The organism is Coriobacteriaceae bacterium (assembly GCA_025993015.1).
GTDB lineage: Bacteria > Actinomycetota > Coriobacteriia > Coriobacteriales > Coriobacteriaceae > Collinsella.
The window spans coordinates 1,934,309-1,952,260 of sequence record DAJPFV010000001.1; the positions used below are offsets into that span (position 1 = coordinate 1,934,309).

General features: G+C 61.7%; 17 protein-coding genes. 5 read left to right on the forward strand and 12 right to left on the reverse strand.

All coding sequences use genetic code 11. The features are described from left to right. Window positions 1-27 precede the first annotated feature (27 nt). The 4 genes from OIL77_08250 to OIL77_08265 all read right to left on the reverse strand — a co-directional run bounded on the left by OIL77_08250 (window position 28) and on the right by OIL77_08265 (window position 4,011). Window positions 28-1,980 (reverse strand): heavy metal translocating P-type ATPase, encoded by a 1,953-nt coding sequence (locus tag OIL77_08250; GenBank protein HJI45391.1) that lies wholly within the window; start codon window positions 1,978-1,980, stop codon window positions 28-30. Between the two features lie 100 nt (window positions 1,981-2,080). Then, complete coding sequence (locus tag OIL77_08255) at window positions 2,081-2,299, reverse strand: heavy-metal-associated domain-containing protein (protein HJI45392.1); 219 nt, start codon at window positions 2,297-2,299, stop codon at window positions 2,081-2,083. A gap of 63 nt (window positions 2,300-2,362) precedes the next feature. After that, window positions 2,363-2,728, reverse strand: coding sequence for a metalloregulator ArsR/SmtB family transcription factor (locus OIL77_08260; GenBank protein HJI45393.1), 366 nt, complete (start codon window positions 2,726-2,728; stop codon window positions 2,363-2,365). 314 nt (window positions 2,729-3,042) lie between these two features. Then, a complete protein-coding gene (locus OIL77_08265) occupies window positions 3,043-4,011 on the reverse strand; it encodes a 3'-5' exonuclease (GenBank protein ID HJI45394.1) in 969 nt (322 codons plus the stop codon). A 172-nt stretch (window positions 4,012-4,183) separates the two neighbouring features. Between OIL77_08265 and OIL77_08270 the strand changes: the two genes are divergently transcribed. After that, the gene (locus OIL77_08270) at window positions 4,184-5,284 is read left to right on the forward strand and encodes an arsenic efflux protein (GenBank protein ID HJI45395.1); all 1,101 of its coding nucleotides are present in this window, start codon (window positions 4,184-4,186) and stop codon (window positions 5,282-5,284) included. A 165-nt stretch (window positions 5,285-5,449) separates the two neighbouring features. Here OIL77_08270 and OIL77_08275 read toward each other — a convergent pair whose 3' ends face one another. Both OIL77_08275 and OIL77_08280 read right to left on the reverse strand, forming a co-directional pair. After that, entirely contained in the window at window positions 5,450-5,932 is a 483-nt protein-coding gene (locus OIL77_08275) for a DUF188 domain-containing protein (GenBank protein HJI45396.1), read from the reverse strand. Continuing rightward, window positions 5,933-6,535, reverse strand: a complete 603-nt coding sequence (locus OIL77_08280; GenBank protein ID HJI45397.1) for a DUF308 domain-containing protein — start codon at window positions 6,533-6,535, stop codon at window positions 5,933-5,935. Window positions 6,536-6,770: 235 nt separating this feature from the next. Here OIL77_08280 and OIL77_08285 point away from each other — a divergent pair, with 235 nt between their 5' ends. The 3 genes from OIL77_08285 to OIL77_08295 all read left to right on the forward strand — a co-directional run bounded on the left by OIL77_08285 (window position 6,771) and on the right by OIL77_08295 (window position 8,720). Continuing rightward, a complete protein-coding gene (locus OIL77_08285; protein HJI45398.1) occupies window positions 6,771-7,442 on the forward strand; it encodes a nitroreductase family protein in 672 nt (223 codons plus the stop codon). An 82-nt stretch (window positions 7,443-7,524) separates the two neighbouring features. Next, on the forward strand, window positions 7,525-8,067 hold the full coding sequence (locus OIL77_08290; protein ID HJI45399.1) for a histidine phosphatase family protein: 543 nt from the start codon (window positions 7,525-7,527) through the stop codon (window positions 8,065-8,067). Window positions 8,068-8,084: 17 nt separating this feature from the next. Continuing rightward, a complete protein-coding gene (locus OIL77_08295) occupies window positions 8,085-8,720 on the forward strand; it encodes a histidine phosphatase family protein (protein HJI45400.1) in 636 nt (211 codons plus the stop codon). 129 nt (window positions 8,721-8,849) lie between these two features. Here OIL77_08295 and OIL77_08300 read toward each other — a convergent pair whose 3' ends face one another. From OIL77_08300 to OIL77_08320, 5 genes are all read right to left on the reverse strand, one after another. Beyond that, window positions 8,850-9,530 carry a DUF1015 domain-containing protein gene (locus tag OIL77_08300; protein HJI45401.1) on the reverse strand — a complete coding sequence of 227 codons (681 nt, stop codon included), beginning with the start codon at window positions 9,528-9,530 and terminating at the stop codon, window positions 8,850-8,852. Window positions 9,531-9,569: 39 nt separating this feature from the next. Then, a complete protein-coding gene (locus OIL77_08305) occupies window positions 9,570-10,790 on the reverse strand; it encodes a M20 family metallopeptidase (protein ID HJI45402.1) in 1,221 nt (406 codons plus the stop codon). Between the two features lie 177 nt (window positions 10,791-10,967). Continuing rightward, window positions 10,968-12,131 carry a phosphoglycerate dehydrogenase gene (locus tag OIL77_08310; GenBank protein ID HJI45403.1) on the reverse strand — a complete coding sequence of 388 codons (1,164 nt, stop codon included), beginning with the start codon at window positions 12,129-12,131 and terminating at the stop codon, window positions 10,968-10,970. Between the two features lie 69 nt (window positions 12,132-12,200). Then, entirely contained in the window at window positions 12,201-13,325 is a 1,125-nt protein-coding gene (gene serC, locus OIL77_08315) for a 3-phosphoserine/phosphohydroxythreonine transaminase (GenBank protein HJI45404.1), read from the reverse strand. 224 nt (window positions 13,326-13,549) lie between these two features. Further along, window positions 13,550-15,154, reverse strand: coding sequence for a potassium/proton antiporter (locus OIL77_08320; GenBank protein HJI45405.1), 1,605 nt, complete (start codon window positions 15,152-15,154; stop codon window positions 13,550-13,552). A gap of 253 nt (window positions 15,155-15,407) precedes the next feature. Between OIL77_08320 and OIL77_08325 the strand changes: the two genes are divergently transcribed. Next, window positions 15,408-16,247 (forward strand): serine/threonine protein phosphatase, encoded by an 840-nt coding sequence (locus OIL77_08325; protein HJI45406.1) that lies wholly within the window; start codon window positions 15,408-15,410, stop codon window positions 16,245-16,247. A gap of 308 nt (window positions 16,248-16,555) precedes the next feature. Here the strand turns inward: OIL77_08325 and OIL77_08330 are convergent, their stop codons facing one another. Further along, window positions 16,556-17,878 (reverse strand): lipopolysaccharide biosynthesis protein, encoded by a 1,323-nt coding sequence (locus OIL77_08330; GenBank protein HJI45407.1) that lies wholly within the window; start codon window positions 17,876-17,878, stop codon window positions 16,556-16,558. Window positions 17,879-17,952 lie beyond the last annotated feature (74 nt).

The following is a 17,952-nucleotide window of genomic DNA, read 5'->3' on the forward strand; positions in this document are numbered from 1 at the left end:
CGGTCCCGGCCGGACAGCCCACGAACGCTACAGGTTCTTGACACCCATCGCGCGCATGGCATTCAGGATGGCGATAATCGCCACGCCTACGTCGCCGAACACGGCAAGCCACATGTTGGCGATGCCCAGTGCCGCAAGCACCAGAATCAGCAACTTAATGCCCAGCGCAAAGATGATGTTCTGCCAAACAATCGACATGGTCTTGCGCGCCACGCGGATCGCGCGGGAGATGTTGGACGGCTTGTCATCCATGAGCACGACGTCCGCCGCCTCAATTGCGGCGTCCGAGCCCATAGCGCCCATGGCGATGCCAACGTCTGCGCGGGTAAGCACGGGTGCGTCGTTGATACCGTCGCCGACAAAAGCGAGCTTGCCCTTGCCGCTTTCGCCCGCGAGCAATGCCTCGACGCGCTCGACCTTGTCGCCCGGCAGCAGCTGCGCGTGGAACTCGTCGAGCCCCAGCTGCTTAGCCACAGACGCCGCAACCTCCTCGCGGTCGCCCGTGAGCATGACGGTGCGCTTGACGCCGGCGGCGTGCAGGTCGCGGATCGTCTGCTCGGCGTCGGCCTTAACGGTGTCTGCAATCACGATGTGGCCGGCGTAAACGCCGTCAACGAGCACATGGAGGATCGTGCCGACAACCTCGCAATTGGGAGCGTCGATACCGGCCGCAGCAAGCATCTTGGCATTGCCAACGACGACGTGCTTGCCGTCGATGGTCGCCGATACGCCGTGGCCCGCGTTATTAGCGGAATCCGTCACGCGCTTGGGGTCGAGCTCACCCTGGTAGGCGGCGCGCACCGACTGCGCGATAGGGTGATCGGAGAACGACTCGGCAAGGGCGGCGATTTCGAGCAACGACTGCTCGGTATGGCCGGCCTCGGGGTGCACCGCGACGACCGAGAACGTGCCGTTGGTGAGGGTGCCCGTTTTGTCGAAAACGACGGTGTCCACGTCCGCGAGCGTCTCGAGGTAGTTGGAGCCCTTGATGAGAACGCCCAGCTTGGACGCGCCGCCGATGCCGCCAAAGAAGCTCAACGGTACGCTGATCACGAGGGCGCACGGGCAGCTGACGACCAGGAAGGTCAGCCCGCGCAGAATCCAGTCGGACCAGGCGCCGGTGACCAGGCCGCCGCCGAGCGCGAGCACCGCAGCCGCGCCGGTGACGGCAGGTGTGTAGACGCGGGCGAAGCGCGTGATGAAGTTCTCGGTGCGCGCCTTCTTTTCGCTGGCATTCTCCACGAGCTCCAGGACGCGCGCGACGGTGGACTCGCCAAACGGCTTGGTGGTGCGCACGTGGATGAGGCCCGTCATGTTGATGCAACCGCTGATGATATCGTCGCCGGACTTGGCGGGGCGGGGGACTGACTCGCCCGTGAGCGCGGCGGTGTCGAGCTGGGTTTTGCCTTCGACGATGACGCCGTCGATAGGCACGCGCTCGCCGGGCTTGACCACGATCACGGTGCCGACGGCGATGTCATCGGGAAAGACCTGTTCGAGCGTTCCGTCGGCTTGCTCGACGTTAGCGTAGTCGGGCGCGATGTCCATCATGGCACTGATCGACTTGCGGCTCTTGCCCACGGCGTATGCCTGGAATAGCTCGCCGATCTGGTAGAACAGCATGACGGCGGCGCCTTCGGCCATGTGCGGGTCGGTATCGGGGAAGAGCACCATGGCAAACGCGCCGATGGTCGCGACTGCCATAAGGAAACTCTCGTCGAAGGCCTTGCCGCGGCGGATGTTATTGAATGCCTTTTGCAGTACGTCGTAGCCGGCAATCAAAAACGGCACGAGGAACAGCACGAAGCTGGCGTAGATGTCGCCCGGGGTGCCGAATGCGGCGGCGAGGACGCCGAGCTCATCGAGGGCGTACACCACGGCAAAAATGCCCAGCGCTACCAAGATGCGGTTGCGCTTATGCTCGAGCGACTCTTTTTTCTTGCGCTTTTTCTTTTTCTTCTTGGGGTCGGCGGTGGCCATGACTCGTTTCCTCCCATTTGAATGTATGAACACTCGCTCATATAATTTCGCGAGCAAAGGCCGCGTCAAGCGCGGCCTTGCAGGTTGGCGTAAACCTGGGCTAGAGAATGATCTCGCAGTCCGGCTCGGCGTCGGCCGTAAACTCTACAACGCGGTTGAGCACCTCGTCGAACTCGGCGTCATCGGCCTCGAGCGTCAGCTTCTGGGTCATAAAGTTGACGGACACGGATTTGACGCCCTCGAGCTTGGCCAGCTCGTCCTGAAGCTCGCGCGCGCAGTTGGCGCAGTCGATCTCGTCGAGCTTAAACTGCTTTTTCATGGTGGGTTCCTTTCCCTGTATTTGCGGCTTGGGTGCAGGCCGCGCTGGTACCGTGGTTGGTTGCTATTCGCAGATATGGCTCATGCCCTGGTTGAGCATGGTGTAGACGTGATCGTCGGCAAGCGAGTAGAGGATGTTGCGGCCGTCGCGGCGGAACTTGACCAGGTGCGACTGCTTAAGCGTGCGCAGCTGGTGCGACACCGCGGACTGCGAGGTCTCGGTCGCTTCGGCGATGTCTGCCACGCAGAGCTCGCGGCCCATGAGGGCGTAGAGAATCTTGATGCGCGTGGTGTCGCTGAAGACCTTGAACAGGTCGGCAAGGTCGTACAGCAGCTCCTCGTCGGGAAGGTCCTCGGGCGAGCAGGTGGTGGGAACGATCGGCTCGGTGGCCTCGATGCCAGTCTTTGTTTCATCAGCGTGGTCGCTCATTGCACCATCCTTTCATATGAACATTCGCTCATATAACTTAATTCCGATTATATGAGCGCATGTTCATATGTCAATATAATTCGTGAAATATTTTGCTATCGAATGACCCTTGTGGCGGCTAAGGGCATCGGTGGGTGCGGATAAGGTCGCCGATGCCAACGTGGGTACCTTGGCGACGTGCAAAAACGGGCCGATATCCACTTGGATATCGGCCCGCATTGCGTCGCTTGAAAAGGACGCCTCGGCGTATTGCTTTTGCACAGGCGCTATGGCTCGGAAGGTATTGCTCGCGAATGGCGCCTCTGCTTGGCAATCTACTTGGCAAACAGGTTCTTGAGGTTGAACTCGGCCTGAACCGTGCGGAGCATGAGATCGGTGTCGTCCAGGCCCAGATGCTGCTCGTTGGCGTCGGCAGCGAGGGTGCCGCGGCGGCGGGCCCAGTTCTCGAGCGCGGCGGGCGCGGATTCGCGGGGGAGCGAGCGGACGTCGGCATCCAGGCTGCGGCAGATCTGGCGTGAATCGATGATGATGATCTTGCCGGCGCGGCGTGCCTCGGCGTAGCCGTCCAGGTGGATCTTGAACCAACTGTCCTCAAAGGCGGCGTTGTGCGCCATGTACGGGTACTTCTTCATAAGCTTGAGCAGCTGCTTCTGCAGTTCCTTGTTCTCGCGGAATGGCTTTTTGCCGTCGATGTCGTCCCAGGTGATGTGGTGGATATTCGACAACGGCACATCCTCGCCGCGGTAGATGTCGGGCAGACCGCAGTAGTGCGCCTCGGCGTCGTGCGGGACGGCGTCGCTGGTGAGCTCCATGATTTCCCAACCCACATTGATGATATAACCGCGCTCGGGTGCACGGCCGGTGGTCTCGATGTCGATACCGAGCACGGTGCCCTGGATGGGCTTGCGGGCGTAGGCCACGCCGAGCGCGTCGCGGTCGCCGCGGATCTCGCGCATGACCGACGCGGCGGTGCGCTTTTGCATCTTGCCGATGGCGGCGCAGGTGTCGGCATCGGACAGGCCGCGCGAAAGCGTCGCGGGCGTCACGTTGCGCAGGCGCGCCTCGCCAATCTGGTCGCACAGGTCGCGGTTGCGGTCAGCCAGGTCGCGCACGGTGGCAAAGTCGAAGCTGGGGTCGCCCTCGGCGGTAAAGTACTCGGTTTCGAGCACCTTAAGGGCCTCCTCGCCCTTCTGGCGCTCGGACTCCATGGCGCCGTGATCGCCATAGATAAACATGGGAATAAACGGCTGGCGCTCGTATTCGAGTGCTTGTGAAACGTTCATATAACTGCTCCTTGGACGGGCCGTGTCGCGCGGCTCGGTGGCATTGAGTTATGGCGAGATGATAGTTTACCATGGGCAACTATTGGCATCGCGCCTAGGACAACTACAATACCCTAGTTGACCGCTAGGACTTTTACAATGCTGCCGAAAGACATGAAAGGTTCCATCCGTCATGGATTTGCTGATTGATATTCTGCTCGACGCCGGCAAGGACACGCTCTCGCTGGCGCCGTTTTTGTTGGTGACGTATCTTGCTCTCGAGACACTTGAGCACGTTGCGGGCGACCGCGTCAACGGCGCTATCAAGCGCGCCGGCGCTGCGGGTCCCGTGGCTGGCTCGCTGCTGGGCATTGTGCCGCAGTGCGGATTTTCGGCCATGGCAGCAACGCTGTACGCCGGCCGTGTCGTGACGCTGGGCACGCTGGTCGCCGTGTTCCTCTCGACCTCCGATGAGATGCTGCCGCTGTTGCTCGCCGAGCAGGTGCCCGTGCAGACCATGGCGATGCTTTTGGCTTCGAAGGCACTGATCGCGCTGGTCACGGGCTTTATCGTGGACGCGGCTATCCGCGGCCTTCGTCGTAATTCCCGCGCGCATGCGGCGATTCGCCGTACCGTGCTGGGGACCGCTGCCAATCCGGCTCATGTGAACTGCGCGCACGACGACCATACCGGGGGCGACATCATTGATGAAGTGGCCGAGGCGGGCGTGAGCGCCGACCACATCCACGAGTTGTGCGAGCGCGACCATTGCGGTTGCGATGATGATGAAGATGAACACGAGCGCGACCACGGACACAGCCATGACCACGGTCACGCAGGCGAGCATGAGCACCACCACGGCCATGGGCACGACCACGGTCACTCCCACGAAGGTGCGCCCGTCCTGTCGATTATCCGCAGCGCGATCTCGCACACCGTGCAGGTTTCGGTTTTTATTTTCCTGGTGACGCTGATTCTAGTTGCCGTGCTCGAGACCTTCGGAGAGTCCGCGATCGAGCAGTTCCTGCGTGGCAACGAGACGCTCGCCGTCTTGGGCTCGGCACTCGTCGGCCTGATCCCCAACTGCTCGGCCAGCGTGGTCATTACGCAGCTGTACCTGGAGGGCGCGCTACAGCTGGCGCCGATGCTCGCCGGCACGCTCATTTCCGCCGGCGTGGGCTATCTTGTCCTGTTCCGCACCAACCGCAGCGCTCGTGAAAACGCCGTGTTCCTGGTCATGATGTACGTCATCGGCGCCGGCTGGGGCCTTATCCTATCCGCCTTCGGCCTCTAAGTAGGCCTAAAAAATGGGCTTCAAATAGCCATGCTCGGCGCCTGCGCAATGCGGCGACGCATGGCATTTTGAAGCCCGTTTTTTGTTGAGCCATGGATTCCGAGCGCTCACACCGCGCAAAACAAAAAGGTAGATTTCCGGGCATGTCCCGAAAATCTACCTTGGTTAGCGCAGCAGCTCGGTGAGGTTGCGCTTAAAGCGGGCCCGGTCTTCGCTGGTAAATGCCGCCGGACCGCGAGTGCGACCGCCGGCGCGGCGCACCTTCTTTTCCTCGTGGCGAATAAACAGTTGCATGTCGATGGTCGCCTTATCGTAGACGCGCCCGCGCACGCCGATGGCGGCGGCATCGCGCCCGAGCACCATGCTCGCCAAGCCAATGTCCTGCGTCACGACTACATCGCCCGCCTGCAGGCGTTCGACAATGGCAAAGTCGGCGCTGTCGGCGCCCACGCTCACATCGAGCGTCGTGACCCAAAATCCGCGTCGCGCATGCTCGACGTCGCGCGGATCGTCGCGGCGAATGTGGCGTTCCAGGTTCTGTGTGCTGTTGCCGGCGATAACGACGGCGACGCCCGCCCGCCGCGCGCAGTCAATCGACTCGCGCGTGACCGGGCAGGCGTCTGCATCAATAAAGAGCGTTCGCGGCATCTAGTGCACCAGTTTGCCAAATTGAATAGCGCGAACAATCAGCGTTACGCCAAACACCAGCAGTGCGGCGCCGCTAAAGATGACGAGCATCTTGGCCGACCACAGCGGATAGATAAACACGAACATGCCGGCGATGATGGAGAGCGCGCCGCTCAGGATGGCGAGGGCACGGTTGGACGAAAGCTCGGACTCCAGAATGGACATGACACCTTCGACGATCCAGCCAAAGCCGGCCACGATAACCACCATCGTGGTGAGCGTCGCGGTCGAGAAGGCCTGGTTGCGCAGGATTATGACGCCGCCCAAGATAATGAGTAGGTTGGAGATGATGCTCGTCACGCGCCAGCCGGTGGGCAGCAGTGGCTCAAAAATGGCAGTGAACAGTCTGATGGCAGCAGTGATTACAAAGTAAAAACCCAGGACAGTCGTCAAAAAGACGAGGGACTTGGCGGGTGCAAAAAGCAGCGCGATACCAGCAATGAGCGCTAAGACGCCCGTGATGGCGTAAATCCAGCGTACGGCCTTGACGGCTTTGCCCGCCATGCTTTTCTCGTCAAATCCAAACTGGCTCGATTTTTGGTCATCGTTCTTAAAGATGCCCATAATGTCTCCTTTCCGTGCGGCGTAAGCCTTGATCATTACGACCAGTATCGCCTAAAGGCGCTGGCGTATGGGTCGGGGAGGGCGGAACGTAACCCAAAGGCCCCGAATTGTTTCCGTTGTTCCCCACGTCGCGATTTTCTATTCAACAGGTGTAGAACATTGCAGCCCTGTTCGTTATTGCCTACGTTTTAGGTTAGATTTTCCTAAGAACAATTGCCCGAAATTGGGGGTCCCTATGAACGAAGCAGTTCCCGCAGCGCCGGTAAGCGCTGAGTCGATGGCAAAGCAGGGTTGCGAAAAGCTCGGCTTGGACGCGTTTGATGCGTTGGTTCGCTGCGCCCGCACGTGCCGTCGCTTTGACGAGTCCATGCGCGTGCCGCGTGAGCTTTTGCTTGAGCTGGCGGAGCTGGCGCACCTGACTCCCTGTGGTGCCAATGCTCAGCGTCTGCGTTTTCATGTGGTAAGCGGTGCAGAGGACTGCGCGCGTGTATTTGACGAGCTTGCATGGGCCGGTGCGCTCAAGGATTGGCCGGGTCCCGATGAGGGCGAGCGCCCGACCGGCTACATCGCGATTCTTGCCGAGCGCGCCGTTCCGGGTAAGCCCGCCGCTCCTATTACTGAGGTCGACACGGGCATTGCCGCGCAGACGATGATGCTCGCCGCCCGCAGCGCCACGCCCGAGGTGGCTGCCTGCATGTTCAAGGCCTTTACGCCCCACGCGATCGATGCCATGGGGCTCGATAGCGACAAGTATGAGCTCAAGCTGATCATGGCGTTTGGCGTTCCGGCCGAGACGCAGGTGATCGATGCGATCGATTCCAACCCCGACGGCTCAATTAATTACTGGCGCGACGAGGCGCAGGTGCACCACGTACCCAAGCGCCCGCTTGCCGACGTACTGGTGTAGCTGAGCGTCACCGCGGTGTGATCCGGCGGTAAACCACCACAAAGGTACCTGTCCCCTTTGCGGTGGTGCGAGGGGAGGACGTGTGGCAGATTTGTATTTGGTGCGGCATGGGCAGACTGAGCTCAATGTGCAGAACATTTTGCAGGGTGGGCACGATTCGCCGCTTACGGCGCGCGGGCGCGAGCAGGCGCTGGCGACGCGCGCGGCGTTTGAGGCGCGTGGCGTGACCTTTGACCGTGTGTATTCCTCGCCGTTGGGCCGGGCGCGGCATACGGCTGAGCTAATTGCTGGTGAGGGCCGCTCGATAGAGCTGGTCGATGACCTGCGCGAGTGGCATTTGGGCTCGCTGGAGGGTACATCAAATCGCGAGATGCCGCCGCAGCCCTGGGGTGATTATCCGGTGGCCTTTGGTGGCGAGTCTGAAGGCGAGCTCCAGTCGCGCATGGTCGCGGCGCTGTCCCACATCATGGCCAGGCCGCAGCACGACTGTGTGCTGGCAGTCTCCCACGGCTCTTCCTGCCAGGAGTTTCTTGAGTATGTGACTGGCAGGGGAGAGCTACCCGACAACGGTGCCGTGCTTCATTTTGGCTATTGCGACGGTGCGTTTTCGCTCCTTGATTGGTAACGAACGAAAGGACCCCTATGAATAAAGACCTGTATCTGGTTCGTCATGGGCAGACAATATTCAACCTTAAGCGCATTATTCAGGGTTGGAGTGACTCGCCGCTCACGCAGCTGGGATGCGACCAGGCGGCGCGTGCCGGCATGTTCTTACGTGCGCGCGGCATTGAACCCGATCATGCCTACACCTCCACACTTCATCGCACCGAGCAGACTATCGCCAACCTGTGGCCGGGCTTGGCGTACGAGCGCCTGGACGGTCTGCGTGAGTGGTTCTTTGGCGACTTTGAGGCCGAGCGCGTGATGCTTATGCCCGAGCGCCCGTGGCGAGATTTCTATCGTCAGTTTGGCGGCGAGGGCCAGATGCAGGTGCGCGAGCGCATGGCGGCGACGATAACCGATCTTATGCGACGTCCGGACCACGAGTGCGTGCTCGCGGTGAGCCACGGTTCGGCTATCAAGGAGTTTTTGGACCACGTGCGGGGCGCGGCGGCCGACGAGCGCGAACGCGTGCCGGGCAACTGCTCAGTGCTGCATTTTGCGTTTGACGATGCGGCCGATACGTTTGAACTGGTCGAAGTCTTTACGCAGGAAGACTACGCGCGCGAGCTGGGGCTTGAACCGCTCGTGGCTACTGCGGGTCCGCAGCGCGGATAACGCGAGCGCGGCGGCACGGGTCGTCGGCATAACTTCTCGACGCAAAAGGGGCGGAGATGCATGTACCTGCTGCATCTCCGCCCCCTGTTTGTTGGGCTGCCGATTTTTGTGCTGGACGGTCTGGTCTTGCTAGAACCGCGCGACCTGGTGCGTGAGCAGACCCGTCGGAACCTGCGCCGCGCCGCCGCTGACCTGCGCGGCGGGGAAGAGCGCAGCTACGGCAAAGTTGAACGGCTCTTTGCCCGTGTAGGTGCCGGCGGCACGTGCATCGTCGGCCAGGAGCTGTGATGCCTCGACTAGTGCGACAGCGTAGGCAGGGTCGTCGGCCAGTGCCGGCTCCGGCGCCTGGTCGAGCATGGCGCGGATGGCCCCGACGGCGTCCTCGCGCTTGACCTCCCACACGCGGTGCGTAATGCCGGCGGGGTCGGTGACGGCATAGAGTGAAGCGCCCTCTTTTGCGGCGCCGAGGATGATATCCATGACGGGAGAGGCTTCGTAGACAAGCGTTACGGGACGGGGCTGTACCTTGAGGTCGGCGATTGCGCGCGCAGCGGCGGTCGTATCGGCGGCAACCGCGTCGCCGCCCGCCAGCGCACCAACCGGGCAGATCGCCACGACACCCGTCACACGTCCCGGCTCGCCCGAGCATTCGTACACGTAATACGCCGCACCCGGGTCCTTGAGCATCAGACCATCGGCAAGGGCTCCGCGCAGAGCATCGTTGCCGCTCAGGATGCTGCCCATTGCAGGCAGCGCCTCGAGCACGCGGTCCTGAGCCGGGCGGATGCAGGGAAACGGAAGTGCTTTCATGGGCGGTCCTAACGCACGAGTCGGTTTGTTCGCGGCTTATTATGCCCCAACTTGGCCGCTCGCGTCCCAGAGCACGTTATCGGCGAGCGCGATTAGCACCTGCTGACAACGAACGATATCGGCGTGGGGCACATATTCGTTGGGCTTGTGCGCGAGCGCGAGCGACCCGGGACCGTAGCTCATGCAATTGCGGTTACCTGTCTTGCCGGCAATGACGGCGGTGTCGGTGTAGCCGGTAAAGAAGCCGACGGTCGTGTCCGCGTCCGTCACGTCATCGGCGGCACGCTTGAGCGCTGCTAGAAGGGGAGAGTTCGGGTCGCGCTCGATGGCGGGGCGGTCGCCCGTCACGGTGTAGCTGCCATGGCAACCGGGGACCGCGGCTTCGGCGCCGGCGATGGCCAGCTCTACCATGCGCTTCGCGGCGGCCGTATCGGTCGGAGGCGTCAGACGCATGTCGACCCAGACTTTGGCGCGGTCGGGCACGACATGGGGGCGATATCCGCCCTCGATTTGGCCAAACGTGATGGTCGAAGGCCCCAGCTCATTATGCACGGGCAGCGCCGCAAATGCGCGGCGAAGCGAGCACACGGCCTCGGCCATGGCGGCGACGGCATCCGCGCCCTTCCAGGGCTGGCTCGCATGCGCCGTCACGCCAGCCATTTCAATCTCGAACCACGTACGCCCCTTGTGCGCCACCTGGATCTGTCCGTCGGTGGGCTCGGTGTCCAGCATCCATTCGCGCGAGCCGACCCAGCCAGCATCGATCGCGGCCTCTGAGCCGCGCATAAAATCTTCCTCGTCGACCGAGCAGATGAGCGAAAAGCCGCGACGCGGCAGCGCGCCATCCGCCACCACGCGCTCGAGCGTATGGACCAGCGCGGCAATGGCGCAGGCCAGGCCACCCTTCATATCGCAGGCACCACGGCCGTAGAGCTTATCGTTGCGCACGATCGCTCCGAGCGGCGGAATGTCCGCGTCCCAGCCATCGCCCAAGGTGACGGTATCCAAATGGCAGATGTAGACGAGCCGTGGCTCGTCGCTTTGGCCCGGCACGGTGACCATTAGATTGCGGCGTCCGGGGAGTACTTCGTGCTCTGCAATCTGCACGGCATCGAGTACCGGATAGCTCAGCTGCGCCAACCGTTCCTCAACCAACGCTTTGATATAGCGCTCAATCTCGTCCTCATACGCACCCGGGTCTGAACTGTCGATCCGCACGAGCCCTTGCGTAAGCCGCCAAGCAAAATCTGTATCAACCATAGGCACCTCACAGATAGTTAGGTCAACATACAGATTGTATGCCAAGAAGCGGCTCAGTGCATTTAATGGAGCGCTCACAAAAATGGGGGCGCCTCTCGTGCGAAAGGCGCCCCCGCGGGCATTCAATGTCAGCGACGGGCAGGCCACATGGGGAACTGCCCGTCAGGTCAGTCGGCGCTACTTGATCACGCGCACGCGATACATCGACGGAATCTGCTTGAGCGCCTCGATGGTGCTGCTGTCTAGGTGTTCGTCGGTGTCGAACATGGTGTAGGCGTTCTCGCCGGCGGACTCGTTGGTCATACGCTGCACGTTGGCGTTGTCCTTGGCCAGGATGGCCGTGATCTGGCCGATCATGTTGGGCACGTTGGCATGCAGGCAGGCAATGCGGCTTGCAGCGCGCGCCTTGCCCATGCTGCAGGCGGGGTAGTTGACGCTGTGTGCGATGTTGCCGTTCTCCAGGTAATCCTTGAGCTCGCTGATGGCCATGTCGGCGCAGTTGGCCTCGGCCTCGCCGGTGCCGGCGCCCGAGTGCGTGGTGATAAACGTATTGGGCATCTTGACCGTCTTGGGCGTGGCGAAGTCGCAGCTAAACCAGCTGAGCTTGCCCTCGCGCAGGGCGGCGTCGACGGCGTCCTCGTCAATGATGGTTTCGCGCGCGTAGTTGATGAGCACGGCGTCCGGTGCCAGCAGGTTAATCTGTTCGGTGCTGATCATGCCGATGGTGTCGGCCTTGCTGGGCACGTGCACGGTGAGGTAGTCGCAGCCGCGGCAGAGATCCTCGAGCGTGCCCACGCGCTGCACCTCGCGGCTCAGCACCCACGCGTGCTCGACGGAAATGAACGGGTCGTAGCCGTAAACGTCCATGCCCAGATCGACGCAGGCGTTGGCGACCTTGGAGCCCACGTTGCCCAGGCCGATGACACCGATGCGCTTGCCCTTGAGCTCGCGGCCCACAAAGGCCTTCTTGGCCTTTTCGGCATCGACCTGAATCTCGGGGTCGTCGGCGTTGTCACGCACCCAGTTCATTGATTGCACCACGCCGCGGCTCGAGAGCACCAGCATGCCTAGGACGAGCTCCTTAACGGCGTTGCTGTTGGCGCCGGGGGAGTTAAAGACGACGACGCCCTTCTTGGCGTACTCCTCGACGGGGATGTTGTTGACGCCGGCGCCGCAGCGGGCGATGGCGCGGATGCCCTCGGGCAGCTCGTAGCCGTGCAGGTCGGTCGAGCGCATCAGAATGGCGTCGGCCTCTTCGGCGGTGCTCACAAACTCGTAGCCCTCACCAAACTCGACCTTGCCGTCTTTGGTGATGTCGTCGATGGTTTTGATCTTGCGCATGAAAAACTCCTTAGCAGGTTTGGTTTAAACAGGTGGTTTGAAGTGGCTGGTCGGCCCGCGGGTTGCGGGCTAGTTAGATCGCGGGCTCAAACTACGCTGCGTTTCGAAGTCCTTCATGTACGAGGTCAGTGCCTGCACATCTTCCATGGTTACGGCGTTGTAGACGCTGGCGCGCATGCCGCCCACCAGGCGATGGCCCTTGACGTTTTGAATCTGGTGCTCGGCCGCGCCTGCGACAAAGGCGGCGTCGAGGTCGGCATCGCCGGTACGGAACGTGACGTTGGCGATGGAGCGGCTGTCCTCCTGCGTGGTGCCGTGGAACAGCTCGCTGTGCTCGAGCAGGTCGTAGAGCAGGTTGGCCTTGGCCCAGTTGCGCTCGGCCATGGCGGCAAGTCCGCCGGTCTCCTCGACCCAATGGAACACCTTGCCGCACACGTAGATGCCAAAGGTGTTGGGCGTGTTGAGCATGGAGCCCTTGGCGGCCTGGGCCTTAAGGTCCATGTACTGCGGTGTCTGCGCAAAGGCGGGGCCGTCGGCGATGAGGTCGTCGCGCACGATAACCACGGTCACGCCCGCGGCGCCGGCGTTTTTCTGAGCGCCGGCGTAGATGAGCCCGTAGCGCTCGACGTCGAGCGGCTGCGACAGAAAGCAGCTCGAGACATCTGCGACCAGCGGTACGTCGCCGCAAGCGGGCAGCTCGTGGTACATGGTGCCAAAGATGGTGTTGTTCTGGCAGATGTAAACGTAGTCGAGCCCGTCGCCCGCGGCCTCGGCGGCAATGCGCGCGTTGATGTCGGCCATGTCGGGGATGCGGTCGAAGTTGGTGTCCTCGGAGCTCGCGAGCAGCACGGCCTCGCCGTACTTGTCGGCTTCTTTGTATGCCTTGTTGGCAAAGTTGCCGGTCACGACGTAGCCGGCGCGGCCGCGGCGCATGAGGTTCATCGGGATGCCCGCAAACTGTAGCGTGGCGCCGCCCTGCAAAAATAGGACGTGGTAGTTGTTCGGGATGCTCAGCAGGCGACGCAGGGTTGCCTCGGCGTCGTCGATGATCTGCTGGTACATGCTAGATCGATGGCTCATCTCGAGCACGGACATGCCGCAACCGCGGTAGTCCATCATCTCGTCGGCGATCTCGGCGAGCACGCTTGTGGGCAGTGCGGCCGGGCCAGCTGAGAAGTTGTGCACACGTGCCATCTTCTAGTCTCCCTCGTAGTCGTTTGAACGTTCGGGATACTTTAGCACAGTGGAGCGCCAGGCGCGACCGCATCACGGTAAAACTCGACTGCGCCGCTATGATTTACAGTATGGTTACATGGGAGAGGGGCGACCTTACTCCTCAGGCAAATCCAAATCTGCGAGCGAAGACATGAGGTTCTCTAGGCGCTTGATCTCTTCGTCCTAAATTAGCTACCTCCTAGTTAGTACGATGCTAGCGTGGCGATGACGACTTCGTCGCCGGCGTATATTAGGGTGTTGCCGTCGGGGATGATCGTTTGGCCTTCGCGCTTGAGCATCACCACAATAAACGGATGCTTGCCTTGTGGCACATCGCGCAGGCGCTGGCCGGCCAGGCGACCGTGGGGCGTCACGGTGACCTCGCGCAGCGTAACCTCGGCACGCTCTTCGAACGTTGGGGCGGCCATCACCAGCAGATCGCCTTCCTGGATCACGGTATCGCCGTTGGGCAGCACCGGATGGGCGCCGTCACGCAGCACCAAGACCACCAGCATGTCCGTTGCGCTGCCAATGTCGGCGAGCGAGCGTCCGGCAAACGGATGTCCAGCGCCTACTTTGAGCTTGACGAACGACATGCCGTCTTCGTCGCGGTAGTCGTTAAAGGTGCGACGCACGTCGCCGGTCGCATCGATCATATCGAGCTTCTTCGCCACCGCCGGCAGCAGCGAGCCCTGCACCACAATGCTCGACACGGCAATCACAAACACCAGGTCAAACAGGTCGTGTCCGCCGGGAACGCCGGCCACCACGGCAAAGAGGCTAAACACGACCGAAGCTGCTCCGCGCAGGCCCGCCCAGCTTACGAGCGCGACCTGGCGGGGGTTCGTCTTAAAGGGCGCCAGGAGCACGCCGACGGCGATGGGGCGGCTCACGTAGAGCATAAACGCCATGAGCGCCAGGCCCGGCAGCAGCATCTGTGGTAGGCGTGCGGGCGTGACGAGCAGGCCGAGCAAGAAGAAGATCGTCATCTCGGCCATCTCGGTGAGGGTGTCAAAGAAGTGCGCCATCTCGACCTTGCCGGTGATGTCGCTCGCACCCAGCACAATGCCGGCCAGGTATACAGCCAAAAAGCCGTTGCCGCCCAGGTAGCTCGGCAGCGCGTAGGCGACGATGGCCACGGCGAACAAAAAGATGGTCTGCGCGTCCTTGGCCGTTGCGTGCGCGCGTTCAATCAGGCGGCCCGCCGCCCAGCCGATGGCAAGGCCCAGGCCCACGCCCAGGATAATCTGCTTGGTCAGCAGTGCGGGAATGTTGATGTCGCCGCCGGCCGCTAGTGTGGCGAGCACGGCGGTGAGCATGTAGGCGACGGGGTCGTTGGAGCCCGATTCGACCTCGAGCAGCGAGTCGGTGCCACCTCTCAGCGACAGGCTGTGCTCACGCAGTACGCTAAAGACGCTTGCCGCGTCGGTGGATGCCACGACCGATCCCAGCAGCAGGCCACCGATCCAGTCGAACCCCAGCGCGAAGTGGGCGAACACGCCGGTGATGCCGGCAGTGATGACGACGCCGAGCGTGCTCAGCAGCACCGCCGGCGCAGCGACGGGCTTGGCGCGGTCGATATTGGTGTTAAAGCCGCCGTAGAACATGATGAACAGCAGCGCCGTGCTGCAGACGGTTTCGGTGAGTGCGTAGTCGCTAAAGTCGATATGCGTCGGGCCGTTGACGCCCAACAGCATGCCCAGCGCGATAAAGATGAGCAGGGTGGGGAAGGGGAGTTTTTTGCCGACGGGTTTGATGGTCAGGCACAAAATGATGGCGAGGCCGATAAAGAGAAGGATCTGGTTCATGGATAGTGTCCGCTCCTGGGTGGTTGGCGTGGCACGGTCAGTTGTCTGCGGTTATTTGTACCCAAAGATGGTGGGTTTATGGGGTTGGATTGCGGGCGTGCGCGATATCGTCATAGATGGCTGCCGTCTTTGCCTCTGCTCGGAAACCCTTTCCAGCTTTATTGCAACGGAGTACAATGGGTAACGTTTAAGTTCAACTTGAAGTTTTAGTTGCGGCACCGGGCTTCGGCCGCAATGCAAGGAGAGGCGTACCATGGCGATCTATGTGACATCTGATGCTCACGGGCACGTGCGTGCGCTTGACGAGGCCCTGTCTAAGATCTCTTTGACGTCCGACGACACGCTGTACGTGCTGGGCGACATGATCGATCGCGGGCCCGATCCGGTCGGCGTTATTAAGCTCGTGCGCTCGCTGCCCAACGCCCACGTGCTCAAGGGTAATCACGAGCAGATCATGCTCGATGCCATCATTGGCCAGGATCCGCTCGATGCCGAGACCTGGGATATCAACGGTGGCTGGACGACGCGCGAGCAGCTCAACGACATGGAATTTGAGGCATACGAGGAGCTCGTGCGATGGATGGCCGCGCTGCCGCTCTACGCGGTGGTCGAGACTGCCGAGCGGCCGTACCTGCTGGTGCACGCCGGCATTCAGACCGAGGCGGCGCGTGCGTTTTTGCTTGAGCATGGTGTCGATTGCGGCGACGGCAGGGGAGCGGTCGATGCCGATCGCGAGCTGCTGCAGCAAATGCTCGCCGTACAGTCGTCCGATGACTTGCTCTGGATTCGCCATGGCTATTGGGATGCCCCGACGGGGCTGCTTTCTGCCGAGGGCAAGGGTTCGGTCGTGGTGAGTGGCCACACGCCAACGGTGTCGCTCGGGCGTTATTGCGAGGTCGGTGGTCTTGCGGGGCTCGATGAGGAATCGGGACGAGGGCAGATCGTGCGCTTGGGCGGCGAGGACACTGCCGGCGTGCCCGATCGCATCGATATCGATTGCGCCGCCGCCACCGGCTCCGAGTTCGGTCGCGTGGGCATCCTGCGGCTCGATGATGGGGCGGAGTTCTACGCGAATATCAACCCGGGCGAATAATCGGTGCAAGGGGTAGCTAATTTTGGACGGGGCCTTTTTTGACTACTTTTGCCCTTCTGCCCGCAAATTGATTTTTCAGGGACGGGGATTAAATAATCATTTGGCTGCCCGCTGGCTAAGTGAGTAGACTTTTTTGGAAATGCCGAGCACCCAACAAATTTGCCTCAATAAAACCGCTGGTCACGGACTTGTGCTTTGTCGGTGTGGTCCGGGATTCGGTAAAAGTCTACTCACTTAGTTTTGCGTGTCCGCAACGAGACTCCAGCCGGGGTGATTCCACCGCAAATTAGCTTCTCCCATCGCCGCAATTAGGCGCCGTACGGATTCCGGTCCCTCTCTATGCGTTGGCGGATGTGGGCGTACTCGATAATCAACAGTACCAGCAGTAGGGCCATGATGGCTAGGTAGCTCACGACGGCGCCCATCAGGCCGAGCAGATTGATCAGAATCACCGGGAGCACCACGCTCACGGCAAAGCAGATCAGGTAGATCTTGGTGACATCTCCAGCGTGGCGCAGCACCGTGATGATGGCGTAGATAAAGTCGATGGCCGCGGTGACGCCGCCGGCGACGACCATCAGCAGCGCCAGCGTACGGTAGCGTTCAAAGCTGAGACCGTACATAAAGCTCATGAGGGGAATACCGGGACCTGCCATAAATGCGGCGCACACGCCGGTGATGACCACGATCAGCGCCATAACGGCAACAATAATCAGGTCAAAGCGGCGACGCTTGCGCGGATTCGCCCAAATGCTCGACAGACGCAGGAGCTGCGGTTTATAGATAAATCCAATGCTCAACAAAATTCCCTGCGCCGGAAAGAACAGGGCATTAAAGTACAGCTGATACTTGTAGGCCAGCGCGCCTTCCATCACGAACTTGGGCATGCTCTCGATAAGGTTAAACAGGAACAGTGCGCCAAAGAGCGGGGCGCACTGGATAAACAGGTGGCCAGCCTCGCGCAGGCTCATGCGGCGTGATTTTTCGGTCTCGAGCAGGGCGAGCGGGGCGGTGACCAGCACGAGCGAGGCAATCGCGGCGATGCCCATGGCCATGGCCGCGATGGGCATGCTGCGCGTGAGGAACAGTGCCACGCTAAAGACCGCGATGATGCCGGCGGAACGCAGCGTTTGGCTCATGCCGGCCAAATAGAGCTTGTCGGCCTGCTGCAGGCGGCCCTCGTACACGTCGGCGATGCCGTCGATCACCTTATAGAGGTAGACGCCCAGGCCGATCGTGGCCATCTGCGCATCGTAGCCGCGTGCGCTGCTGTACGTGAGGCCGCAGCCTAGTGCGAGCGCTCCGCAAAGCCAACGGTTGAGCTGGTAGGAGGCGAAGGAGGTTTTTTCGTCGATGTCCGAGACCTGAAAGTTGCGCACGCCGTAGTTGCACGCGATCATGATGAGCGTGCCGGTAACAAAGGCGATGGAGAACTTGCCGGCCTCCTCGGCGCCCACGAGCTGCGTCGACACAATGGTGAGCAGCGGAAACGCCATGCCCCATACGGCGGTGCCCAGGGTGTTCCAAAGATAGTCGCGACTGGTGGCGTGCTCCTCGTATTCCGCTTCCTGCATGGAGAAGCCGCCGCCGTAGACGGCGCCGAGCAGACGGTTCCACCAAGCGTTGACCATGCGGCGGACGGGGCCGGGCTCCCGATCGCGTTCGCGCCGGCGACGTGTGGCTTGGCTGCTATCGGGCCCGCCGG